General features: G+C 74.8%; 17 protein-coding genes. 3 read left to right on the top strand and 14 right to left on the bottom strand.

The genetic code is table 11. From position 1 onward, the window contains the following. Nucleotides 1–363 precede the first annotated feature (363 nt). The gene (locus NPS70_RS15290; RefSeq protein WP_256524781.1) at nucleotides 364–1,068 is read left to right on the top strand and encodes a hypothetical protein; all 705 of its coding nucleotides are present in this window, start codon (nucleotides 364–366) and stop codon (nucleotides 1,066–1,068) included. Between the two features lie 65 nt (nucleotides 1,069–1,133). On the opposite strand, the gene NPS70_RS15295 is transcribed toward NPS70_RS15290, so the two are convergent. Next, nucleotides 1,134–1,991 carry an A24 family peptidase gene (locus NPS70_RS15295; RefSeq protein ID WP_305885935.1) on the bottom strand — a complete coding sequence of 286 codons (858 nt, stop codon included), beginning with the start codon at nucleotides 1,989–1,991 and terminating at the stop codon, nucleotides 1,134–1,136. 148 nt (nucleotides 1,992–2,139) lie between these two features. On the opposite strand from NPS70_RS15295, the gene NPS70_RS15300 reads away from it, so the two are divergent. Together NPS70_RS15300 and NPS70_RS15305 are read left to right on the top strand one after the other, a co-directional pair. Then, nucleotides 2,140–2,565 (top strand): DUF192 domain-containing protein, encoded by a 426-nt coding sequence (locus tag NPS70_RS15300; RefSeq protein ID WP_256524783.1) that lies wholly within the window; start codon nucleotides 2,140–2,142, stop codon nucleotides 2,563–2,565. A gap of 104 nt (nucleotides 2,566–2,669) precedes the next feature. Beyond that, nucleotides 2,670–3,236, top strand: a complete 567-nt coding sequence (locus NPS70_RS15305) for a CchlQ (RefSeq protein WP_256524784.1) — start codon at nucleotides 2,670–2,672, stop codon at nucleotides 3,234–3,236. Nucleotides 3,237–3,330: 94 nt separating this feature from the next. On the opposite strand, the gene NPS70_RS15310 is transcribed toward NPS70_RS15305, so the two are convergent. From NPS70_RS15310 to cpaB, 13 genes are all read right to left on the bottom strand, one after another. Next, a complete protein-coding gene (locus NPS70_RS15310) occupies nucleotides 3,331–3,981 on the bottom strand; it encodes an OmpA family protein (RefSeq protein WP_256524785.1) in 651 nt (216 codons plus the stop codon). Then, on the bottom strand, nucleotides 3,981–4,580 hold the full coding sequence (locus tag NPS70_RS15315) for a hypothetical protein (RefSeq protein WP_256524786.1): 600 nt from the start codon (nucleotides 4,578–4,580) through the stop codon (nucleotides 3,981–3,983). Before NPS70_RS15315 ends, NPS70_RS15310 begins: the two co-directional genes overlap by 1 nt. Before the next feature lie 29 nt (nucleotides 4,581–4,609). Further along, nucleotides 4,610–5,284 carry a pilus assembly protein TadG-related protein gene (locus NPS70_RS15320; RefSeq protein WP_256524842.1) on the bottom strand — a complete coding sequence of 225 codons (675 nt, stop codon included), beginning with the start codon at nucleotides 5,282–5,284 and terminating at the stop codon, nucleotides 4,610–4,612. Further along, nucleotides 5,281–5,517, bottom strand: coding sequence for a hypothetical protein (locus NPS70_RS15325; RefSeq protein WP_256524843.1), 237 nt, complete (start codon nucleotides 5,515–5,517; stop codon nucleotides 5,281–5,283). Before NPS70_RS15325 ends, NPS70_RS15320 begins: the two co-directional genes overlap by 4 nt. A gap of 164 nt (nucleotides 5,518–5,681) precedes the next feature. Then, nucleotides 5,682–6,689 (bottom strand): response regulator transcription factor, encoded by a 1,008-nt coding sequence (locus tag NPS70_RS15330; RefSeq protein WP_256524787.1) that lies wholly within the window; start codon nucleotides 6,687–6,689, stop codon nucleotides 5,682–5,684. A 16-nt stretch (nucleotides 6,690–6,705) separates the two neighbouring features. After that, nucleotides 6,706–8,190, bottom strand: coding sequence for a sensor histidine kinase (locus NPS70_RS15335; RefSeq protein ID WP_374212005.1), 1,485 nt, complete (start codon nucleotides 8,188–8,190; stop codon nucleotides 6,706–6,708). 114 nt (nucleotides 8,191–8,304) lie between these two features. Then, the gene (locus tag NPS70_RS15340) at nucleotides 8,305–9,192 is read right to left on the bottom strand and encodes a DUF5936 domain-containing protein (protein ID WP_256524788.1); all 888 of its coding nucleotides are present in this window, start codon (nucleotides 9,190–9,192) and stop codon (nucleotides 8,305–8,307) included. A gap of 10 nt (nucleotides 9,193–9,202) precedes the next feature. Further along, a complete protein-coding gene (locus NPS70_RS15345; RefSeq protein WP_256524789.1) occupies nucleotides 9,203–10,141 on the bottom strand; it encodes a type II secretion system F family protein in 939 nt (312 codons plus the stop codon). Nucleotides 10,142–10,193: 52 nt separating this feature from the next. Beyond that, on the bottom strand, nucleotides 10,194–11,534 hold the full coding sequence (locus NPS70_RS15350) for a CpaF family protein (RefSeq protein WP_256524790.1): 1,341 nt from the start codon (nucleotides 11,532–11,534) through the stop codon (nucleotides 10,194–10,196). A 67-nt stretch (nucleotides 11,535–11,601) separates the two neighbouring features. Then, a complete protein-coding gene (locus NPS70_RS15355) occupies nucleotides 11,602–11,988 on the bottom strand; it encodes a TadE/TadG family type IV pilus assembly protein (protein WP_256524791.1) in 387 nt (128 codons plus the stop codon). A gap of 1 nt (nucleotide 11,989) precedes the next feature. Next, nucleotides 11,990–12,499, bottom strand: coding sequence for a TadE family protein (locus NPS70_RS15360; protein ID WP_256524792.1), 510 nt, complete (start codon nucleotides 12,497–12,499; stop codon nucleotides 11,990–11,992). An 87-nt stretch (nucleotides 12,500–12,586) separates the two neighbouring features. Continuing rightward, entirely contained in the window at nucleotides 12,587–13,834 is a 1,248-nt protein-coding gene (locus NPS70_RS15365) for a P-loop NTPase (protein WP_256524793.1), read from the bottom strand. A gap of 7 nt (nucleotides 13,835–13,841) precedes the next feature. Then, nucleotides 13,842–14,561, bottom strand: a complete 720-nt coding sequence (gene cpaB / locus NPS70_RS15370) for a Flp pilus assembly protein CpaB (RefSeq protein ID WP_256524794.1) — start codon at nucleotides 14,559–14,561, stop codon at nucleotides 13,842–13,844. Nucleotides 14,562–14,594: the final 33 nt, after the last annotated feature.

Below are 14,594 nucleotides of genomic sequence, written 5' to 3' on the forward strand. Positions count from 1 at the left end.
GACACGAAAACGGGCCGGTCCGTGGGGGGGATACGGACCGGCCCGAGGGGGGGTTTCCACCATAACCCTTCGTAAGGGCGGATGGGTGACCCGCCATGCCACAACCGCGCGTCGAATTCGCGGCGGGGACGTCACGGAACCCGACCGGAACGGGAACAACCGGGTCAGCGGGCCGCCGGCCCCTCGGAGTCGTACCTCCGAAAGGGTGATACCCCGTCATGTGCGGTCCCTTGACGAACACGTGACGTAACGTCAGCCGTCCGCGGGTCGCCCGACCCGGCGCCCCGGACGCCCCGGGGGCCGGAGGGCCGGCGGGGTGGTGGGAGAATCCCGGGGACCTGCCGGACGATCGAAAGGCACCCGGTGCGCACTCTCCCCACACGGCGTCTCCTCCCCGCGGCGGCCGTGCTGCTCCTCGCCACGGCGACCGGCTGCGGAGCGGGATCCGGCGACCCCGCGGACGGCGGGGCCGCGAACGGCTCGGCCGCCTCGCGGATCGAGGCGGTGAACAAGGCCATGCGGGAGACCTCGTTCACGGCCACGGGGACGACGACGGCCTTCGAGGGAGCAACGCAGCAGACCTGGTGGGACCCCGAGCAGGGCTTCCGGATGCGCATCAGCGGCTCCACGCCGGAACACAACGGCGAGATGTACTGCAAGGACGGCACCAGCTACACCAGCGCCCCGCTCTTCGCCGCGATGCTCGCCCAGAAGGGCCAGCCGATCTCCGTCCCCGAACGGCTCGAGGACACCTACGTGGCCACCGAGACGGGCGACTGCACGGCCTTCTTCGCCATCGCGCCCTCGGGCGAGTTCGCCCCCGGCAAGGTCACCGCGATCGACGGCACCGACGCCCTGGCGATCGAGGTGACGGCGGGCGGGGCCTCGGACACCTACTTCGTCAGCAGCGGCGCGCCGGACCGCCTGCTCCGGCAGGAGGCCACCCGCGACGGGAGCACCAGCACCACCGAGTACGGCGGCTTCGGCGAGGCGTTCACCGTCACGGTGCCGTCCGACGGGCAGTCCCTGACGATGGACGAGTTCCGCGGCGAGGTGCTGCCCGGCTGACACCCGTCGGCCCTGCGGAGCGGGCGGGCCCGCAGGGCCGGGGAGTGCGGGGCGGGGCCGCGTCGTCACGGCACCGTGAGCGCTCCCGCCAGCAGGCCCAGGAACGCCCCGGCGAGCATGAAGGGGCCGAAGGGGATACCGGTCCGGCGGTCCGCGCGCCGCAGCGCGACGAGCCCGAGGCCGTAGAGCGCACCGAGCAGGAACCCCGCGAAGGCACCCGCGAAAAGCACGGCCCAGCCGTACCACCCGAGGGCCGCGCCGAGCGGCAGTGCGAGCTTCACGTCGCCGAACCCCAGGCCCCGGGGGTTGAGCAGGAAGAGGAGGAAGTAGACGGTACCGAGGCCCGCCCCGCCCAGGAGCGCCCCGGACCAGGAACCGCCCGCGCCCGGGAGGAGCGCGGCCAGGCCGAGCAGCACGGTCACGGCCCCCGCCAGTGGCAGCGTCAGCCGGTCGGGAAGGCGGTGGACCGCCCCGTCGACGACCGCCAGCAGCACGCCCACGGGGATGCACAGCAGCCAGACCGCGAGCTCGGGCCGCGGCCCGGTGGCCAGGGCGGCCAGCAGACAGGCCGCCGCCGTGACGAGCGGTGCGAGGAGCGAGCGCCCGTACACCGCCCCCGCGCCACCGCGGTCGCCCGCGTCCCCGGCCGGTCCCCTGCCGCCGCCCGGGCCCGTGCCCCCGGGGGCGTCCACCGCCGCGGGCGCATCCGTGCGGCGGGGGCGGGCCGGGGCACCGGAGGCGCAGGGCGCGCAGCGGGCCGGGCCGAGCCAGCCGCTCGCGGGTCCGGTGAGCAGGTGCCCGGCGGGGCAGGTGTCGCGCCAGGGCTCCTCCGGCCGCACCGACAGCCGGTACGCGGCCCGGGGGACGAGCGTTCCGGCGGCGGCCCCCCAGAGCGCGGCGGCCAGGGCGGCGGTGGGTGTCAGCAGGTCCACGCCCCGACCCTAGAGGGTGGCGCGCGGGCCCGCCGCGATACGCACGGCACGTTCCCCGGGTGCCCCCGGCGCAGGCCCGTCGCACCGGGGGCCTGGCCGCGGCCTCCCGCCGCGGCGGGAGGCGCGCTACCGTCGCCGTATGCGGAGGTGGCACGACGGCGTCGGCGAACTGCTGGTCGAGGGGCGGGAGGAGGCACCGGTCGCCCTGCGCATCGCGGCGTCCTCCCGCACGCGCGCCCGCGGTCTGCTCGGCCGGGACGGGATCGAGGGCGCGATGCTGCTGACGCCCTGCAACTCCGTGCACACCTTCCGGATGCGCTTCCCGATCGACGTCGCCTACCTGGACCGCGGGTTGCGGGTCCTGGCCGTGCACACCCTGCGCCCGGGACGGCTGGGCATGGTCCGGGTGCGGGCGCGCCACGTCCTGGAGGCCGAGGCCGGGTCGATGGCCGGCTGGGGCGTGGTGCCGGGGGTCCGGGTGTCCGTCGTGGCGACGGGTGCGGACCGGGGCCCGGCCCGGGACAGGCGGACGGGCCGCAACCGGGGTGCCGGGCCTGCCTGCTGACGGTCGGGCCCTCGTCCGCCCTCGCCCCGGCGGGGCCGCCGGCACCGGTGCTACCTTGCGTCCGGACCGGACGGCGGCAGGAGCCGAGGACCACGGGGGCGTACATGGAGTGGGGGACGCTGGTCGCCACGCTGGGCGGAGCGGTGATCGCCATCGCGGGAACGGTCCTGGCGGACCGGCTGCGCACCCGCCGGGAGGCCGACCAGGGCCTCGGGGCGCGGCGCCGCGAGCTCTACACGGCGTTCATCACGGCGGCCGGGGCCGCCCACACCGAGCTCCGGCGCCTCGCCCAGGAGCGCGTCCCGGGCGCGGGCGCCGCAGACGTGGAGGAGGCGAGCCGCACCGCGCTCAGCGCGGCGGGGATCTACGAGGTGCGGGAGCGGCTGTACCTCGACGCCACCGCGCGCGTCGCGGGGGCGGGGCAGGCGATGTTCGAGAGACTGCGCGCGCTCAGGGCGGTCGTGGGCGCGGGGGCTCCGCTGGACTCGGCCGCGTTCCACGACGCCTACCACCCGTACCTGGAGGCGGTCTGGTCCTACCGGGCCGTGGTCCGGGAGGAGCTGGAGGGGCGCCCGCTCGTGCCGGGGGACTTCGGCTGGGGCTCCTGGGACGGGCGCGAACGCTGCGGCCGGTGCCGGCAGGGCACGCATCGCGCGGCGGTGGACGGCTGAGCCCTCCGGGAGGAGCTCCCGGGCGGGGGCTCGGTCCCGCAGCAGGCACTGCGGGACCCGTGGTGCGGCCGGACGCCCGGGCGGCGGGCGGCTCTCAGCCGCCGGAGCCGTCGCCGCGGGGGAAGGAGATCTCCACCCGCCTGTTCTTCCTGCGGCCCTCCTCGCTGCTGTTGTCCGCGATCGGGAACAGCTCGCCGTAGCCCCGGATCTCGTAGCGGATGTCCGAGGAGTCCAGTTCCTGCGCGAGGACCCGGTGCACGGCGTCGGCCCGCTTCTTCGACAGCACGTCGCCGTGGGCAGCCGAGCCGAGGTCGTCGGTGAAGCCGAAGACACGGACCTGTGTGGAGCCCTGCCGGGTGATCTCGGCCGCGACCGAGGCGATGCGGGCCTGTGCCGCTCCCGAGAGCTCAGCGCTGTCCTTGCCGAACAGCACCTCGGCCTGGAGGGCGAACTTCAGGCTCTCGTTGGTCTCCTCGCGGCGTTCCTCACCGCCCTCCGTCTCGACGATGGACACGATGGGCAGGACCCTCGCCGGAGCGAGGGTGGCGCCGTCCCGGAGCCTGAGCCCCGGGGAGCGGCCGTCGATCTCGGGCGGGCGCCCGGTGGGCTCGGTGCCGGGCGGGACGCTCGGTCCGTCGTCGGCGAGGGCGCCGGCCGCCGCGGAGAACTGCGCCCCGGAGAACAGCAGCACGGCGGCGACGGCGACGGCGGCCGCCCTGCGGTGGCGGCGGGTGGCGGCGGGCATCACGACAGCTCGATCGTGGCGACGGGCATCTCCGGCACGAGGATGTCCACCTCGGTGGTGGTGGCGGGAGGGGCGGGGAACTGGGCGAAGAACGTCACCGACTCCCCCGCGTCCAGCCGGTCGATGCCCGTCGTGGTCAGCGGATAGCCGTCGGTGTCCCGCAGGACGTAGTAGCGCTTCTTCTCGTTCTTGTCCACGAGCGTGATGCCTGCGAGCGAGCGGCCTGTCGCCCGGACCTGCTTCTCCTGGCCGCTCCATACGACCCGTGGCGCAAGCCCCTTGGAACTCGTGTTCGTGATGGCACCGGTGACCGTCAGGAACCCTCCCTCGTCCCGGGCCGCGGAGTGGACCAGGAACTGGAAGCCGTTGCTGCCGTTGATGGTGGCCAGAGTCCGGCTGGTGTCGGGGACGGTCGTCCCGCCCTCCCCCGGCGTCCCGCCCTTGCCCTCGCCCGTCGCCGCGGGGGTGGACACAGCAGGGTCCTTGCCGGGGGTGTCGGTGCCTCCGGTTCCGCAGGCTGTCGTCGCCAGCGCGAGGGTCAATGCCCCGATGACCGCGGCCCCGAGTCGTCGGGACCTGCTTCTCTTCCACATGCTCATCAGCGTTCTTCCTTTGCGGTCATTCCCAGTCAGTCCTCAGCCAGCCGAACCCTGAAGAGGTCGGCCATGTCCGGAAGGTCGAGGCGCTCCAGATCGATGACCCAGTCCTCCGCGTCGCACCGCAGCGCTCCGGGCGACGAGGGCTCCTCGGGTTCCTCCGCGTCGTCGGCGGGCGGGCCGTCGCTCTCGTCCGGCAGAGGCTCCTCACCGGCGGGGGGCTCCTCGTCCGCTACGGGCTCGAACGTGCACCGGGACTCCACGACGGCGGTGGCCCCGGCCGTCGCACGCGCGTTCTCCGTGCCGGGGAGAATGGAATCGCCCATGCCGTCCTGCGTGACGACGTCGACGGTGAAGCCCCATCGCCCGTCCGTGATCCACCGGCACGCCCCGACGTCAGCGCCGTTGCGGGCCGCGAAGTGGGCGGCCGCCGCGCAGCCGTCGTCCGCTCCCGGGAACTCACCGTTGAAGACGTCGTCGAGGAAGACGGGATCGAGCAGCCCGGCCAGCAGGTCGTCCCGGAGCCGGTCACGGGACTCCTGGGCGGCGCCCAGCGCCGCCGCGTCGGCAGCCGACTGGGCCTCGTTGTGCGTGGCGCCCGCCTGGCCGACCGCGAAGAAGGCGAGCGCCAGAAACAGCAGGCCCGCCACCATCGTGAGATAGACGGGGGCGGCCTGCCCGGTGTCGCGGGGGGCGCTTGCCGTCAGCCGGCGTTGAGGATCTCGCTCACCTTGTCGGTCAGCCCCTGCGCGATGTCGTCCGCCACACCCGTCCCGACGATCGCCACGATGATCAGCGCCACCAGCACGATCACCCCCACGTACTCCACCGCGCCCTGGCCCCGGTCCGAGCGGTGCCGGAGCGAGCGGGCGGCCGTGTCGGCCCAGGAGCCGATGTGGACCTTGACGCGGGCGGCGGCCTTCAGCGTGTTGTCCGACATGGTGGTCCCCTCGGTCATCGGCCGCGGAACGGCCGGGTGCACTGTCGACAAGGGGAGGGTACGGCGGAACACCGCCCCGCCGCATGGGTCTTGGGGCCCAATCGCGGCACCCGCACCCGCACCGCGCTTCCCTGCCGCCGGCGGCCGTGCCGGGACCCGGTCGCTCAGCCATGGTCGCAGCCCCCTCGTCCCGGGCGCGGACGGCCGTGCCACAGGGCGATGGCCTCGCCTCTGCTGCCCGCGTCCAGCTTGGCGAAGATGTGGTTGATGTGGTTCTTCACCGTCTTGTGGCTGATGAAGCAGGCAGCGGCGATCTGCTGGTTGGTCATGCCCGAGGCGATCAAATCCATGACTTCCACCTCCCGCTGGCTCAGTCCCGTCGGCAGGGCCCCCGGCACCCCGGCCCCCTTGCACGAATGTCCCACATCCGCTTGCGTTTGCGAAGCAATTCGGAGAGGTTGCCCTGTCGGCCGCACACGATGTTCACCCTCTCGCCCATACGAGTTGGGCAAACCGGACCACTCGTACGGATGACAACTATGTGCGTTCGCAGACGAGTGGATCCGTCCCGTGCCCGCCCCGCAGGACGAGCCGGTCAGGCCGTCCGGACCCCGCAGCAGCAGCGCACTCCCGGACCGTTCCGGCACCGCGGCCAGGGCGCCGCAGGCCGAGGGGGTGAAGGCGCCCCGGCCGCCGGGCACGGCCCGCACGGCGGCGAGGAGTTCGTCCGCGGTGAACTCGCCGTGGACGAGGTAGCCACCGGCCCCGCGCAGCACGGCCTCCCGGACGACCTCGTCCTCCGCGCTGTAGGTCGTCATCACGACGGCGGCCAGGCCCACCAGGCGGGGCAGGACCGCGAGGCCGTCCACGCCGGGCATGCGGACGTCGAGCAGGACCACGTCCGGCCGGTGGCGGAGGGTGGCCTCGTACGCCTGGCGGCCGTCGGCGGCCTCGGCCACCACCTCGATGCCACCGCCGCCCCGGAGCAGCGCCGCAAGCCCCGCCCGGACGACCGGGTTGTCGTCGGCGACCAGCACGCGCAGCGGGGTGGTCTCCGGCGGATGGCCACCGGGGGCTCCGCCGTGCGGAACGGCAGGGTCCGGGGTGGGGGCCGAAGCCCGCGGTGGCGCGGCCCCGGAGGGCTCGGAAGGACGGGCGAACGCGTGCGGCATGGTGCGGCCTCCTCTCTCAGGGTCGGGTGCGGGAGCGGGTACGGGACGGACGGCGGCGGCCTCGCGGAGAGCCGGCACCGACGGGGCCGGCACCGGGAGACGCGGCGGGATCGGAACCGGCAGGCGCGGCGGGGTGGTTGCCATGGGGCCCGGCGGCGGCGAGGGGGGCCGGGAGGGCCCCGACGCCCGCCGCCCCGGCCGCGGCGGTATCCGGGCGTGCGGGGCGCAGCAGGTGCAGCGGGAGGTCGATCCGCACCTCGGTGCCCGCGGCGCAGGTGTCCCGTCCGATGCGGATGCGGGCCCCGAGAGCCGCGGCACGCTCGACCATGCCCAGGAGTCCGAAGTGCCCCGAGTGCGCCAGCCCGTCGAGTGTGGTGCCGGGCGGCAGACCGCACCCGTCGTCGCGGACGCTGACGCGCAGCAGGCCGCCGACGACCCCGGCGGCGACCTCCACCCCGTCGGCCCCGGAGTGCCGCCGGGCGTTCTCGACGGCCTCGTCGGCGATGGCGAGGAGCTGCCGGGCGAGCGGGGCCGGGATCCGCGGGAGGGGTCCGGTGCCGAGGTCGCGGTAGGCGACGCGCGGCCCCGTCCCCCGGCCGGGGCCGGCCGCCCGGTGGCGGAGTGCGGCGGCGAGGTCGGTCCCCGCCTCGCGGTCCGGTCCTCGGCGGAGGTCGCTGAGCAGCTCCCGGGACTCGGCCGCGGCACGCCGCGCGGCCCGGGCCACGAGTTCGGCCTGGCGCCGGAGGGCGGACGGGTCGCCGCGGTCGACTCCGGCCGCCAGCCCCTCGGCGGCGAGGGCGACGCCGTGCAGCGTCTTGGCGACCGAGTCGTGCATCTCGCGGGCGAGCCGGGCCCGTTCGCCCTCCACCGCCTCGTGGGCCGCTATCCGGGCCCGGGCCCCGCTCAGGGCGTGGGTGGCGGTGCCCAGGTCGAGGATCAGCTTGCGCAGGGTGCTGCCGACGGCCCCGGCGATGACGCACAGCCCCGGCAGCAGCAGGGCGTTGCCGCCCGCGTCCACGGTGTCGTTCACCGCGTAGGCCCCGGCGACGAGCAGGGACTCCAGGACCGCGAAGGCCGCCGCGCCCCGCCAGCCGTAGACGAGTCCGGCGAGGAGCGGGGTGCACAGGGTGACGTAGGCGAGCGTCGACTCGGGGGAGGCGGTGACCAGCAGCAGGGCGCCGAAGAGGGCGTCGGCGGCCAGCAGCGAGGGGTGCCGCAGCAGGACGGGGCCGAAGCGCTCCCAGTCGCGCAGCAGGACGTAGGAGAGCATGAAGGTGACCAGCACCGCCGCGCTGATCAGCCAGGTGGCGGGGCCGCGGGCGGTGTGGGCGAGGGCGAACGGGGCGGCGAGCGCGATCATGGCCAGCCGGAAGCCGAAGGTCTGGCGGCACAGCGCCTGGAGCGCGTTGACCTGCAGTGCGGGGGCCGACGTCCGGGGCGGGGAGCCCGGGGCGGGCGGCACCGGAGGGAGCGGGGCAGGGGCGTCCGGGTCGGGGGTCACGGGGGATCACCTCCCGTTCGGGGTCGGTGCGCAGGGGCGCGGGCCGGGGAGAAGCGGGGACGGGAGCCGGTCCGGAGGGGGCGGGGACGGGGCCCCGCGGCCGGAGGCGGCGGGTCAGCCGCCGAGCAGGGTGCCGAAGTCCACTCCCGAGCCGTAGTAGAAGCTGAGCACGATGAGGATCATGGTGGCGGGCAGCATCACCATGGTGACCACCAGCGTGGTCTTGGGCACCGCCTTGGCGGCCGCGCGGCGGGCGTTCTGGGCGTCCGCGCGGCGCATGTCGTTGGCGATCTGGATGAGCGTGTCCACGATGGGGGCGCCGAGTTCCTCGCCCTGCTGCAGGGCGGTGACGAACATGGAGACCTGTTCGGAGTCGTTGCGGCGGCGCAGCTGCTCGAAGGCCTCGCGGCGGCTGACGCCCATGTCCATCTGCCGCAGGGTGATGCGCAGTTCGTCGGACCAGGGGCCGGTGTACCTGTCCGCGACGCGCTCCAGGGCCTGGCGGAACCCCAGGCCCGCGGAGACCACCACGGCGAGGACGTCCAGGAAGTCGGGGAGCGTCCGCTCGATGTCCGCCCGGCGCCTGCGGACGGACGCCCGCAGCAGCACGTCGGTCCAGAACAGGCCGTACAGCAGGGCCAGGAGCGCCACCAGGGGCTGGCCGCGCAGGAGTGTCGCCAGCGCCGCCAGGATGCCGAGGAGGCCGTACACGGCACGACGGGCGGCGTAGCGGTCGACGGTCAGGCCCCGGGGGTTTCCGGCCGTGTCCAGCCGCCGGCGCAGGGCGTCCACCCGGCGGGGTCCCATCCACCGCAGGACGGCGGGGGCGAAGCGGATCCCCAGGCGGTCGATGCCGGAGCCGACGGCCGTGGTGCGCGTGGCGCCCACTTCGAGGGCGAGTGCGAGGTCCCCGGGGAGCCGGGCGTCGGCCCGGTACATGCGGACGCCGTGGAAGGCGCCGTAGACGGCGAGTGCCGCGACGGCGGCGAGGATCAGTCCCATGTGCACCCCCTCAGACCTGGATCCGGGACAGCCGGCGGATCAGGAAGAACCCGACGGCGTACATGCCGAAGGCGAGGAGGACGCCCGCCTGGCCGACGACGGAGCCGGTCATCTTGTCCAGGGCCCCCTCGGTCATGCCGTTGATCATCAGCAGGAAGCCGAGCCCGAGGAGGGGCACGGCGACGGCGGTGACCTTGATCTGGGAGAGCGTGGTGGAGACCTCGCGCCGGGTCTCCTTGCGCTCCTCCAGGGTCTCGGTGAGGTTGCGCAGGGAGCTGACGATCTGGCCGCCCGCGCGGTTGGACAGCACCAGCGTGGTGACCAGGACGACGAGCTCGCGGGAGGGGAGCCGGTCGGCGAGTTCGCCGAGCGCGTCGTCCAGGCTGTGCCCGACGGCCAGGCGGTCGGCGACCCGGCCCAGTTCGGAGCCCGCGGGGTCGTCGAGCTCCTCGGCGGCCATGGCCAGGGCGGTGCGCATGGCGAGTCCGGCCTGGGTGGCGTTGGCGAGGACGCGGGTGAGCTCCGGCAGCTGCCCGATGAAGGCCTCCGTGCGCTTCTGGCGCTGCCAGGTGAGGAAGGCGTTGGCGCCCCAGAGTCCGGCGAGCGCCGCCAGGACGCCGAAGAAGGGGGCGAAGACCGCGCCGACGACGAGGTGGACGGCGAGCAGGCCCCCCGCGGTGTAGACGGTGTACTCGCCGGGGGTGAGGGCGAGGCCGGTGGCGGCGAGCCGGCGTTCGATGCGGCGGCCGGGGCGGGTGGTCCGCAGGCGGCGGTCCAGGGCGTCGAAGCGCCGGCGGCGCACCCCGTGGTGGCGCTCCGGGGACTGGGCCATCCGCTCCACGAGGGCCTGCCGGTGCGCCCGGCCCGTGGCGTAGCTGCGGACGCCGGCCACGCCGAGCACGCAGGCGAGCAGCGTGACGCCGATCGTCAGCTGGGGGAGGTGGGCCATGTCGGGTGGACCTTCGTGTCGGGGGCGGGGGCTTCGGGAGGGCGGGCGGGGCTCAGGCGGCCGGCCTGCGCATCAGCAGCTGGGCGTCGGAGTCCGCCACCCCGAAGACCGGCGGCGGCGCCTCGCCCTTCATGTGGAGCCGCTCGGCGACCCGTCGCGGCAGCGGATGGTAGGAGAACTCCCCGTGCACCCGGCCGTCCGGGGCCGGGGGCCGGGCCTGGAAGCGGCAGACGGACACGATGCGGTAGTCCTGCCGCCCGTGGGAGTCGACGACGGCGATCTCGGTGACACGCCGTGAGCCGTCGGCGTGGCGGGTGAGCTGGACGATGACGTCCACGGCGCTGTTGATCTGGTCCTTGATGGCGACGAAGGGGATGTCGACCTCGGACATCGACCCGAGGGTCTGGAGGCGCAGCAGGGCGTCCTCGGCGCTGTTGGCGTGGACGGTGGCCAGGGAGCCGTCGTGGCCCGTGGACATGGCCTGGAGCATGTCCAGGGTCTCGCCGCCGCGGACCTCGCCGACGACGATCCGGTCGGGGCGCATCCGCAGGCTGTTGCGCACCAGGTCCCGGATGGTGACGCGGCCCTGGCCCTCGACGTTGGGCGGGCGGCTCTCCAGGGTGATCACATGCGCCTGCTGGAGCCGGAGTTCGGCGGAGTCCTCGATGGTGACGATCCGCTCGCCCTCGGGGATCATCCCGGAGAGGGCGTTGAGCAGGGTCGTCTTCCCGGTGCCGGTGGCCCCGGAGACGATGATGTTGAACTTGGCCCGCACCAGTCCGGCGAGCAGCAGGGTCATCTGCTCGTCGAGGGAGCCGAGTTCGATCATCTCCCGGAGGGTGAAGGCCCGCGGGAAGCGGCGGATGGTCAGGATCGGGCCGGTGAGGGAGAGCGGCGGGATGATGACGTTGACGCGCTCGCCGGACGGCAGCCGGGCGTCGACCATCGGGTTCGCCTCGTCGACCCGGCGGTTGACGGTGGAGACGATGCGCTCGATGGTCTGCATCAGCTGCTCGGTGGAGGAGAAGCGCATCGGCAGCTGCTCCAGCCTGCCGCGCCGCTCGACGAAGACCTGCTCGGGACCGTTCACCATGATCTCGCTGATCGAGGCGTCCTCCAGGAGGGGTTCGAGGATGCCCAGGCCGAGGGCCTCGTCGACGACCCGCCGGATCAGCTGGGAGCGCTCGGCGGTGGACAGGACCGGGCCCTCGCGGCTGATGATGTGGCCGAGGACGCGTTCCAGCCGTGCCCTGCGCTCGGCCGCCGCGAGGGCGGACATCTCCGCGAGGTCGATCTCCTCCAGCAGTTTCGCGCGGTAGACGCCGACGAGGTGGCCGCCCTCCCCCTGACCGCCGGACGGCTGGGGGCCCTTGATGCGCGCCCGCAGGCTCATCTCCTCAACTCCCTCGCTGTGCTGTGCTGTTGCGTCGTCGTCGGCGTGCGGTCACGCATGGCGGCCGTCAGTCGCGGGGCATGGTGGTGGTGCGCTGGGCGGTGCCGAAGTCGAGGAGGGGCAGCAGCGCGGGCACCCGGACCCGTGCCGTGACCGACACCTCCTCCTCTCCGTAGGAGGCGGCGAACTCGCCGTCGAGCCAGTCGCTCAGCGCCCGCCGGCCCGCGGCCTCGGGGCCGATGTCGACGCCCTCGTAGGCGGCGGCACGGGCGGCCGCACGCGAGGCGGTCCCGGCCTGCTGGGCCGCGTAGGCGACCAGGCCGAGCTGGATCGCCGCCAGGGCGGTGAACAGCAGGACCGTGATCACACCGACGTACTCCAGGGCCGCCTGGCCCCGCTCGTCGCGGCCGGTGCGGCGGGGCGCGGGGTGCTCGGGTCCGCAGGGTGGGCGCATCTCAGCTCTCCCTCACCGCTGCGGCCTCGCCGGGTGCGTTGATCCCCAGGGAGAGGCCCGGGAACAGGACGGGGATCCTGACGTCCACGGTGGCCTTCACCAGGTCCCCCTCGCTCCAGCAGCCGATCTCGGCCGACCAGGCACCGGGCAGGTCCTGCCGCCCGGCGCGCTCGCAGGCCCCCGCGCGGTCGCCCTCCGCGACGGCCCCGGCGCGCACGGCCTCGTCCGCGGCGTGGCCCGCCAGGGAGAAGGAGTAGCCCACGAGGGCGGCCTGCCAGAGCAGGACGATCGTGGCGAGCACCACGGGCACCATGCCGGTGAACTCGATGGCCGCCTGGCCCCGGTCGTCGCCGGGGCGGAACCGGGCGGGACCGGCGGTCCTCTCCTCGCGGGGACCGCCGGCGCGCGGGTGCGGCCGGGCGCGGGCGGCCGGGCGCCGACGGCACCCCGCCGGGCGCGCCGAGGGCCCTGCCGTGCGCGGGACGCGTCCCGCCGTGCGTGTACGTCCCATGGTTCCCCGCGCCCCCTCGCCCCCCGCGGTCCCCGCGGCGGCCGGTCCGCCGCGCGCCCTCGTCCCGTTCCCCACGTCCCGCCCCCGTCACCGGCCGCGCTGCCGCCGGAGGCCGGCGGGCCCCCGGTCGCCGCGCTGCCGTCCCCGCCTGCCGGGTACGTCGGGAGTCTCCACCATGCCCACCTCGGCCGCCAGTGCCCACAGAGCCTGCTTGACGGCGGACTTGGCGTCCAGGTCCTGCATCCGCCCGGCGTCGACCGCGGCCGCCAGCTCCTTGAAGGCCGCCGGGACGACGGACCGGGCGGTGCGGGTGCGGGTGATCTTCTCGACGAGCTGGGGCTGGATCTCGGTGGACCGGGTGTGGCGGTTGACGACGGTGACCGTCTCCTCGGCCTTGCGGATCTGGAGCCGGTCCCACAGGCGGACCGTCCGCTTGGCCGCGCGCACGGCCACCACGTCGGGGGTGGTCAGCAGCAGTGCGGTGTCGGCGGTCTCCACGGCCACCGCGTTGGCGTTGGTCATATGGGTGCCGCAGTCCACGACGACCACCTCGTAGCGGTGGCGCAGGGCGCCGAGGATCTGCCGGACCGCGCGGTCGGTGACCTCCTCGCCGCGCTCGCCGTCGGCGGGCGCCAGGAGCAGTCCGAGACCGGTCTCGTGGACGAAGACGACGTCCTGCAGGACCCGCGGCGAGATGTCCTGGATCCCGGCCAGGTCCACGACCGACCTGCGGAACTGGACGTCGAGGTAGGAGGCGACGTCGCCGGCCTGGAGGTCGAGGTCGACCAGTGCGACGGTCCGGCCGGAGGCCCGTGCGGCGAGGGCGAGCTGGACGGCGGCGACCGTGGTGCCGACCCCGCCCTTGGCGCCCGCCACGGCGACGACCGTGCCCCCCGGCCCCGTGGGCGCGTCCGCGCCCTGGCCCAGGTGGCGGCGGACGCCCGACGCCCACGCGGCGGCGGCCTGGATGCGCTGGGCCAGCTCCTCGTAGGAGAGCGGAAGGCCGACCAGCCCGCGGGCCCCGGAGTCCATGGCCGCGGAGTACAGTCCGGTGCCGGCGTCCGCCGTGACGAGGACGACCCCCACGGCGGGGAAGCGCAGGGCGACCTCCCGGATGAGCTCCAGCGCGGGTACCGGGCCGATGTGCTCGTGGACGAGGACGACCTCGGGAAGCTCGTCGAGGGATTCCGAGGCGAGGCGGGCGAGCGTGTCGATCAGCGCGGTCGAGTCGCCGGCGGGCTCCGAGGGCTCGCTGTCGGGCAGCTGGCCGAGCAGGCCGGCGAGCGAGCGGGCGACGTCGGCGTCGCCGACCGCGGGGAGGATGCGTGTCGTCATGGCCGCCTCACCGGTCCCGGTCCTCGTCGAGGGTGTAGGTGCCCTCGCCGGGGCGCAGGTCCGTGGGGCTGCCCTGGGCGACCAGCGCGAGGCGGACGTGGACCGCGAAGGACTCGGCGAAGGCGACCCGCTGGGCGTCCTGGGTGTCCAGGGCGAAGGTGATGGGCACCGCCTGGGTGACGGTCCGGCCGCGGTCGCCGGCCTTCGGGTCCAGGGGGGTCAGCCGCCCGACGTCGATGACCTTGGCGTTGGCCACGATGATCCGGGACTCCGGAACGGAGCCGCGGCCCCGGGACTCCTCGTCGAAGGTGGCGAAGATGTTGACGCGGGCCCCGGGCGTGATCTTGCCCGCGACGCCGGTGGCCGCGTCGATCATGATGGCGATCTCCTGCTCGCCGTCCTCCAGCGCGGGCCGGAGGACCATCATGTCCCGCTGGAGCAGCGATCCCTTGAGCAGCCGGGTGACGGCCGTCCTGCCCTCGACCGCGGCCAGGTCGGTCACCGCGCTGTCGGAGAGCCACCGCCGGGGCATGCTGACCTCCTCGAACTGCCCGGCGCTGAGCTCGGTGTACGGGGCGATGTCGGCCTTCACCCGGTAGGCGGTGACCTCGGGTCCGACCTTGGCGTTCACGTCGCTGACCACCGACAGCACGCCCGCGAACGCCCCGAGGGCGCAGAGTACGGACAGGAGCATGAGGACGACGCCGCGGCGCTGCCGTGAGTTCATGGGCGGGGCAACCTCGTGGGGAGACGTGGGCTG

The organism is Streptomyces sp. C10-9-1, assembly GCF_024497955.1.
Taxonomy (GTDB): Bacteria; Actinomycetota; Actinomycetes; order Streptomycetales; family Streptomycetaceae; genus Streptomyces; species Streptomyces sanyensis.

Excerpts from the sequence above, each read along its gene's own strand:
- NPS70_RS15300 (WP_256524783.1), top strand. The coding sequence starts at position 2,140 with ATGCGGAGGTGGCACGACGGCGTCGGCGAACTGCTGGTCGAGGGGCGG.
- NPS70_RS15305 (WP_256524784.1), top strand. The coding sequence starts at position 2,670 with ATGGAGTGGGGGACGCTGGTCGCCACGCTGGGCGGAGCGGTGATCGCC.
- NPS70_RS15310 (WP_256524785.1), bottom strand. The coding sequence starts at position 3,981 with ATGCCCGCCGCCACCCGCCGCCACCGCAGGGCGGCCGCCGTCGCCGTC.
- NPS70_RS15315 (WP_256524786.1), bottom strand. The coding sequence starts at position 4,580 with ATGAGCATGTGGAAGAGAAGCAGGTCCCGACGACTCGGGGCCGCGGTC.
- NPS70_RS15325 (WP_256524843.1), bottom strand. The coding sequence starts at position 5,517 with ATGTCGGACAACACGCTGAAGGCCGCCGCCCGCGTCAAGGTCCACATC.
- NPS70_RS15330 (WP_256524787.1), bottom strand. The coding sequence starts at position 6,689 with ATGCCGCACGCGTTCGCCCGTCCTTCCGAGCCCTCCGGGGCCGCGCCA.
- NPS70_RS15340 (WP_256524788.1), bottom strand. The coding sequence starts at position 9,192 with ATGGGACTGATCCTCGCCGCCGTCGCGGCACTCGCCGTCTACGGCGCC.
- NPS70_RS15345 (WP_256524789.1), bottom strand. The coding sequence starts at position 10,141 with ATGGCCCACCTCCCCCAGCTGACGATCGGCGTCACGCTGCTCGCCTGC.
- NPS70_RS15350 (WP_256524790.1), bottom strand. The coding sequence starts at position 11,534 with ATGAGCCTGCGGGCGCGCATCAAGGGCCCCCAGCCGTCCGGCGGTCAG.
- NPS70_RS15355 (WP_256524791.1), bottom strand. The coding sequence starts at position 11,988 with ATGCGCCCACCCTGCGGACCCGAGCACCCCGCGCCCCGCCGCACCGGC.
- NPS70_RS15360 (WP_256524792.1), bottom strand. The coding sequence starts at position 12,499 with ATGGGACGTACACGCACGGCGGGACGCGTCCCGCGCACGGCAGGGCCC.
- NPS70_RS15365 (WP_256524793.1), bottom strand. The coding sequence starts at position 13,834 with ATGACGACACGCATCCTCCCCGCGGTCGGCGACGCCGACGTCGCCCGC.
- cpaB (WP_256524794.1), bottom strand. The coding sequence starts at position 14,561 with ATGAACTCACGGCAGCGCCGCGGCGTCGTCCTCATGCTCCTGTCCGTA.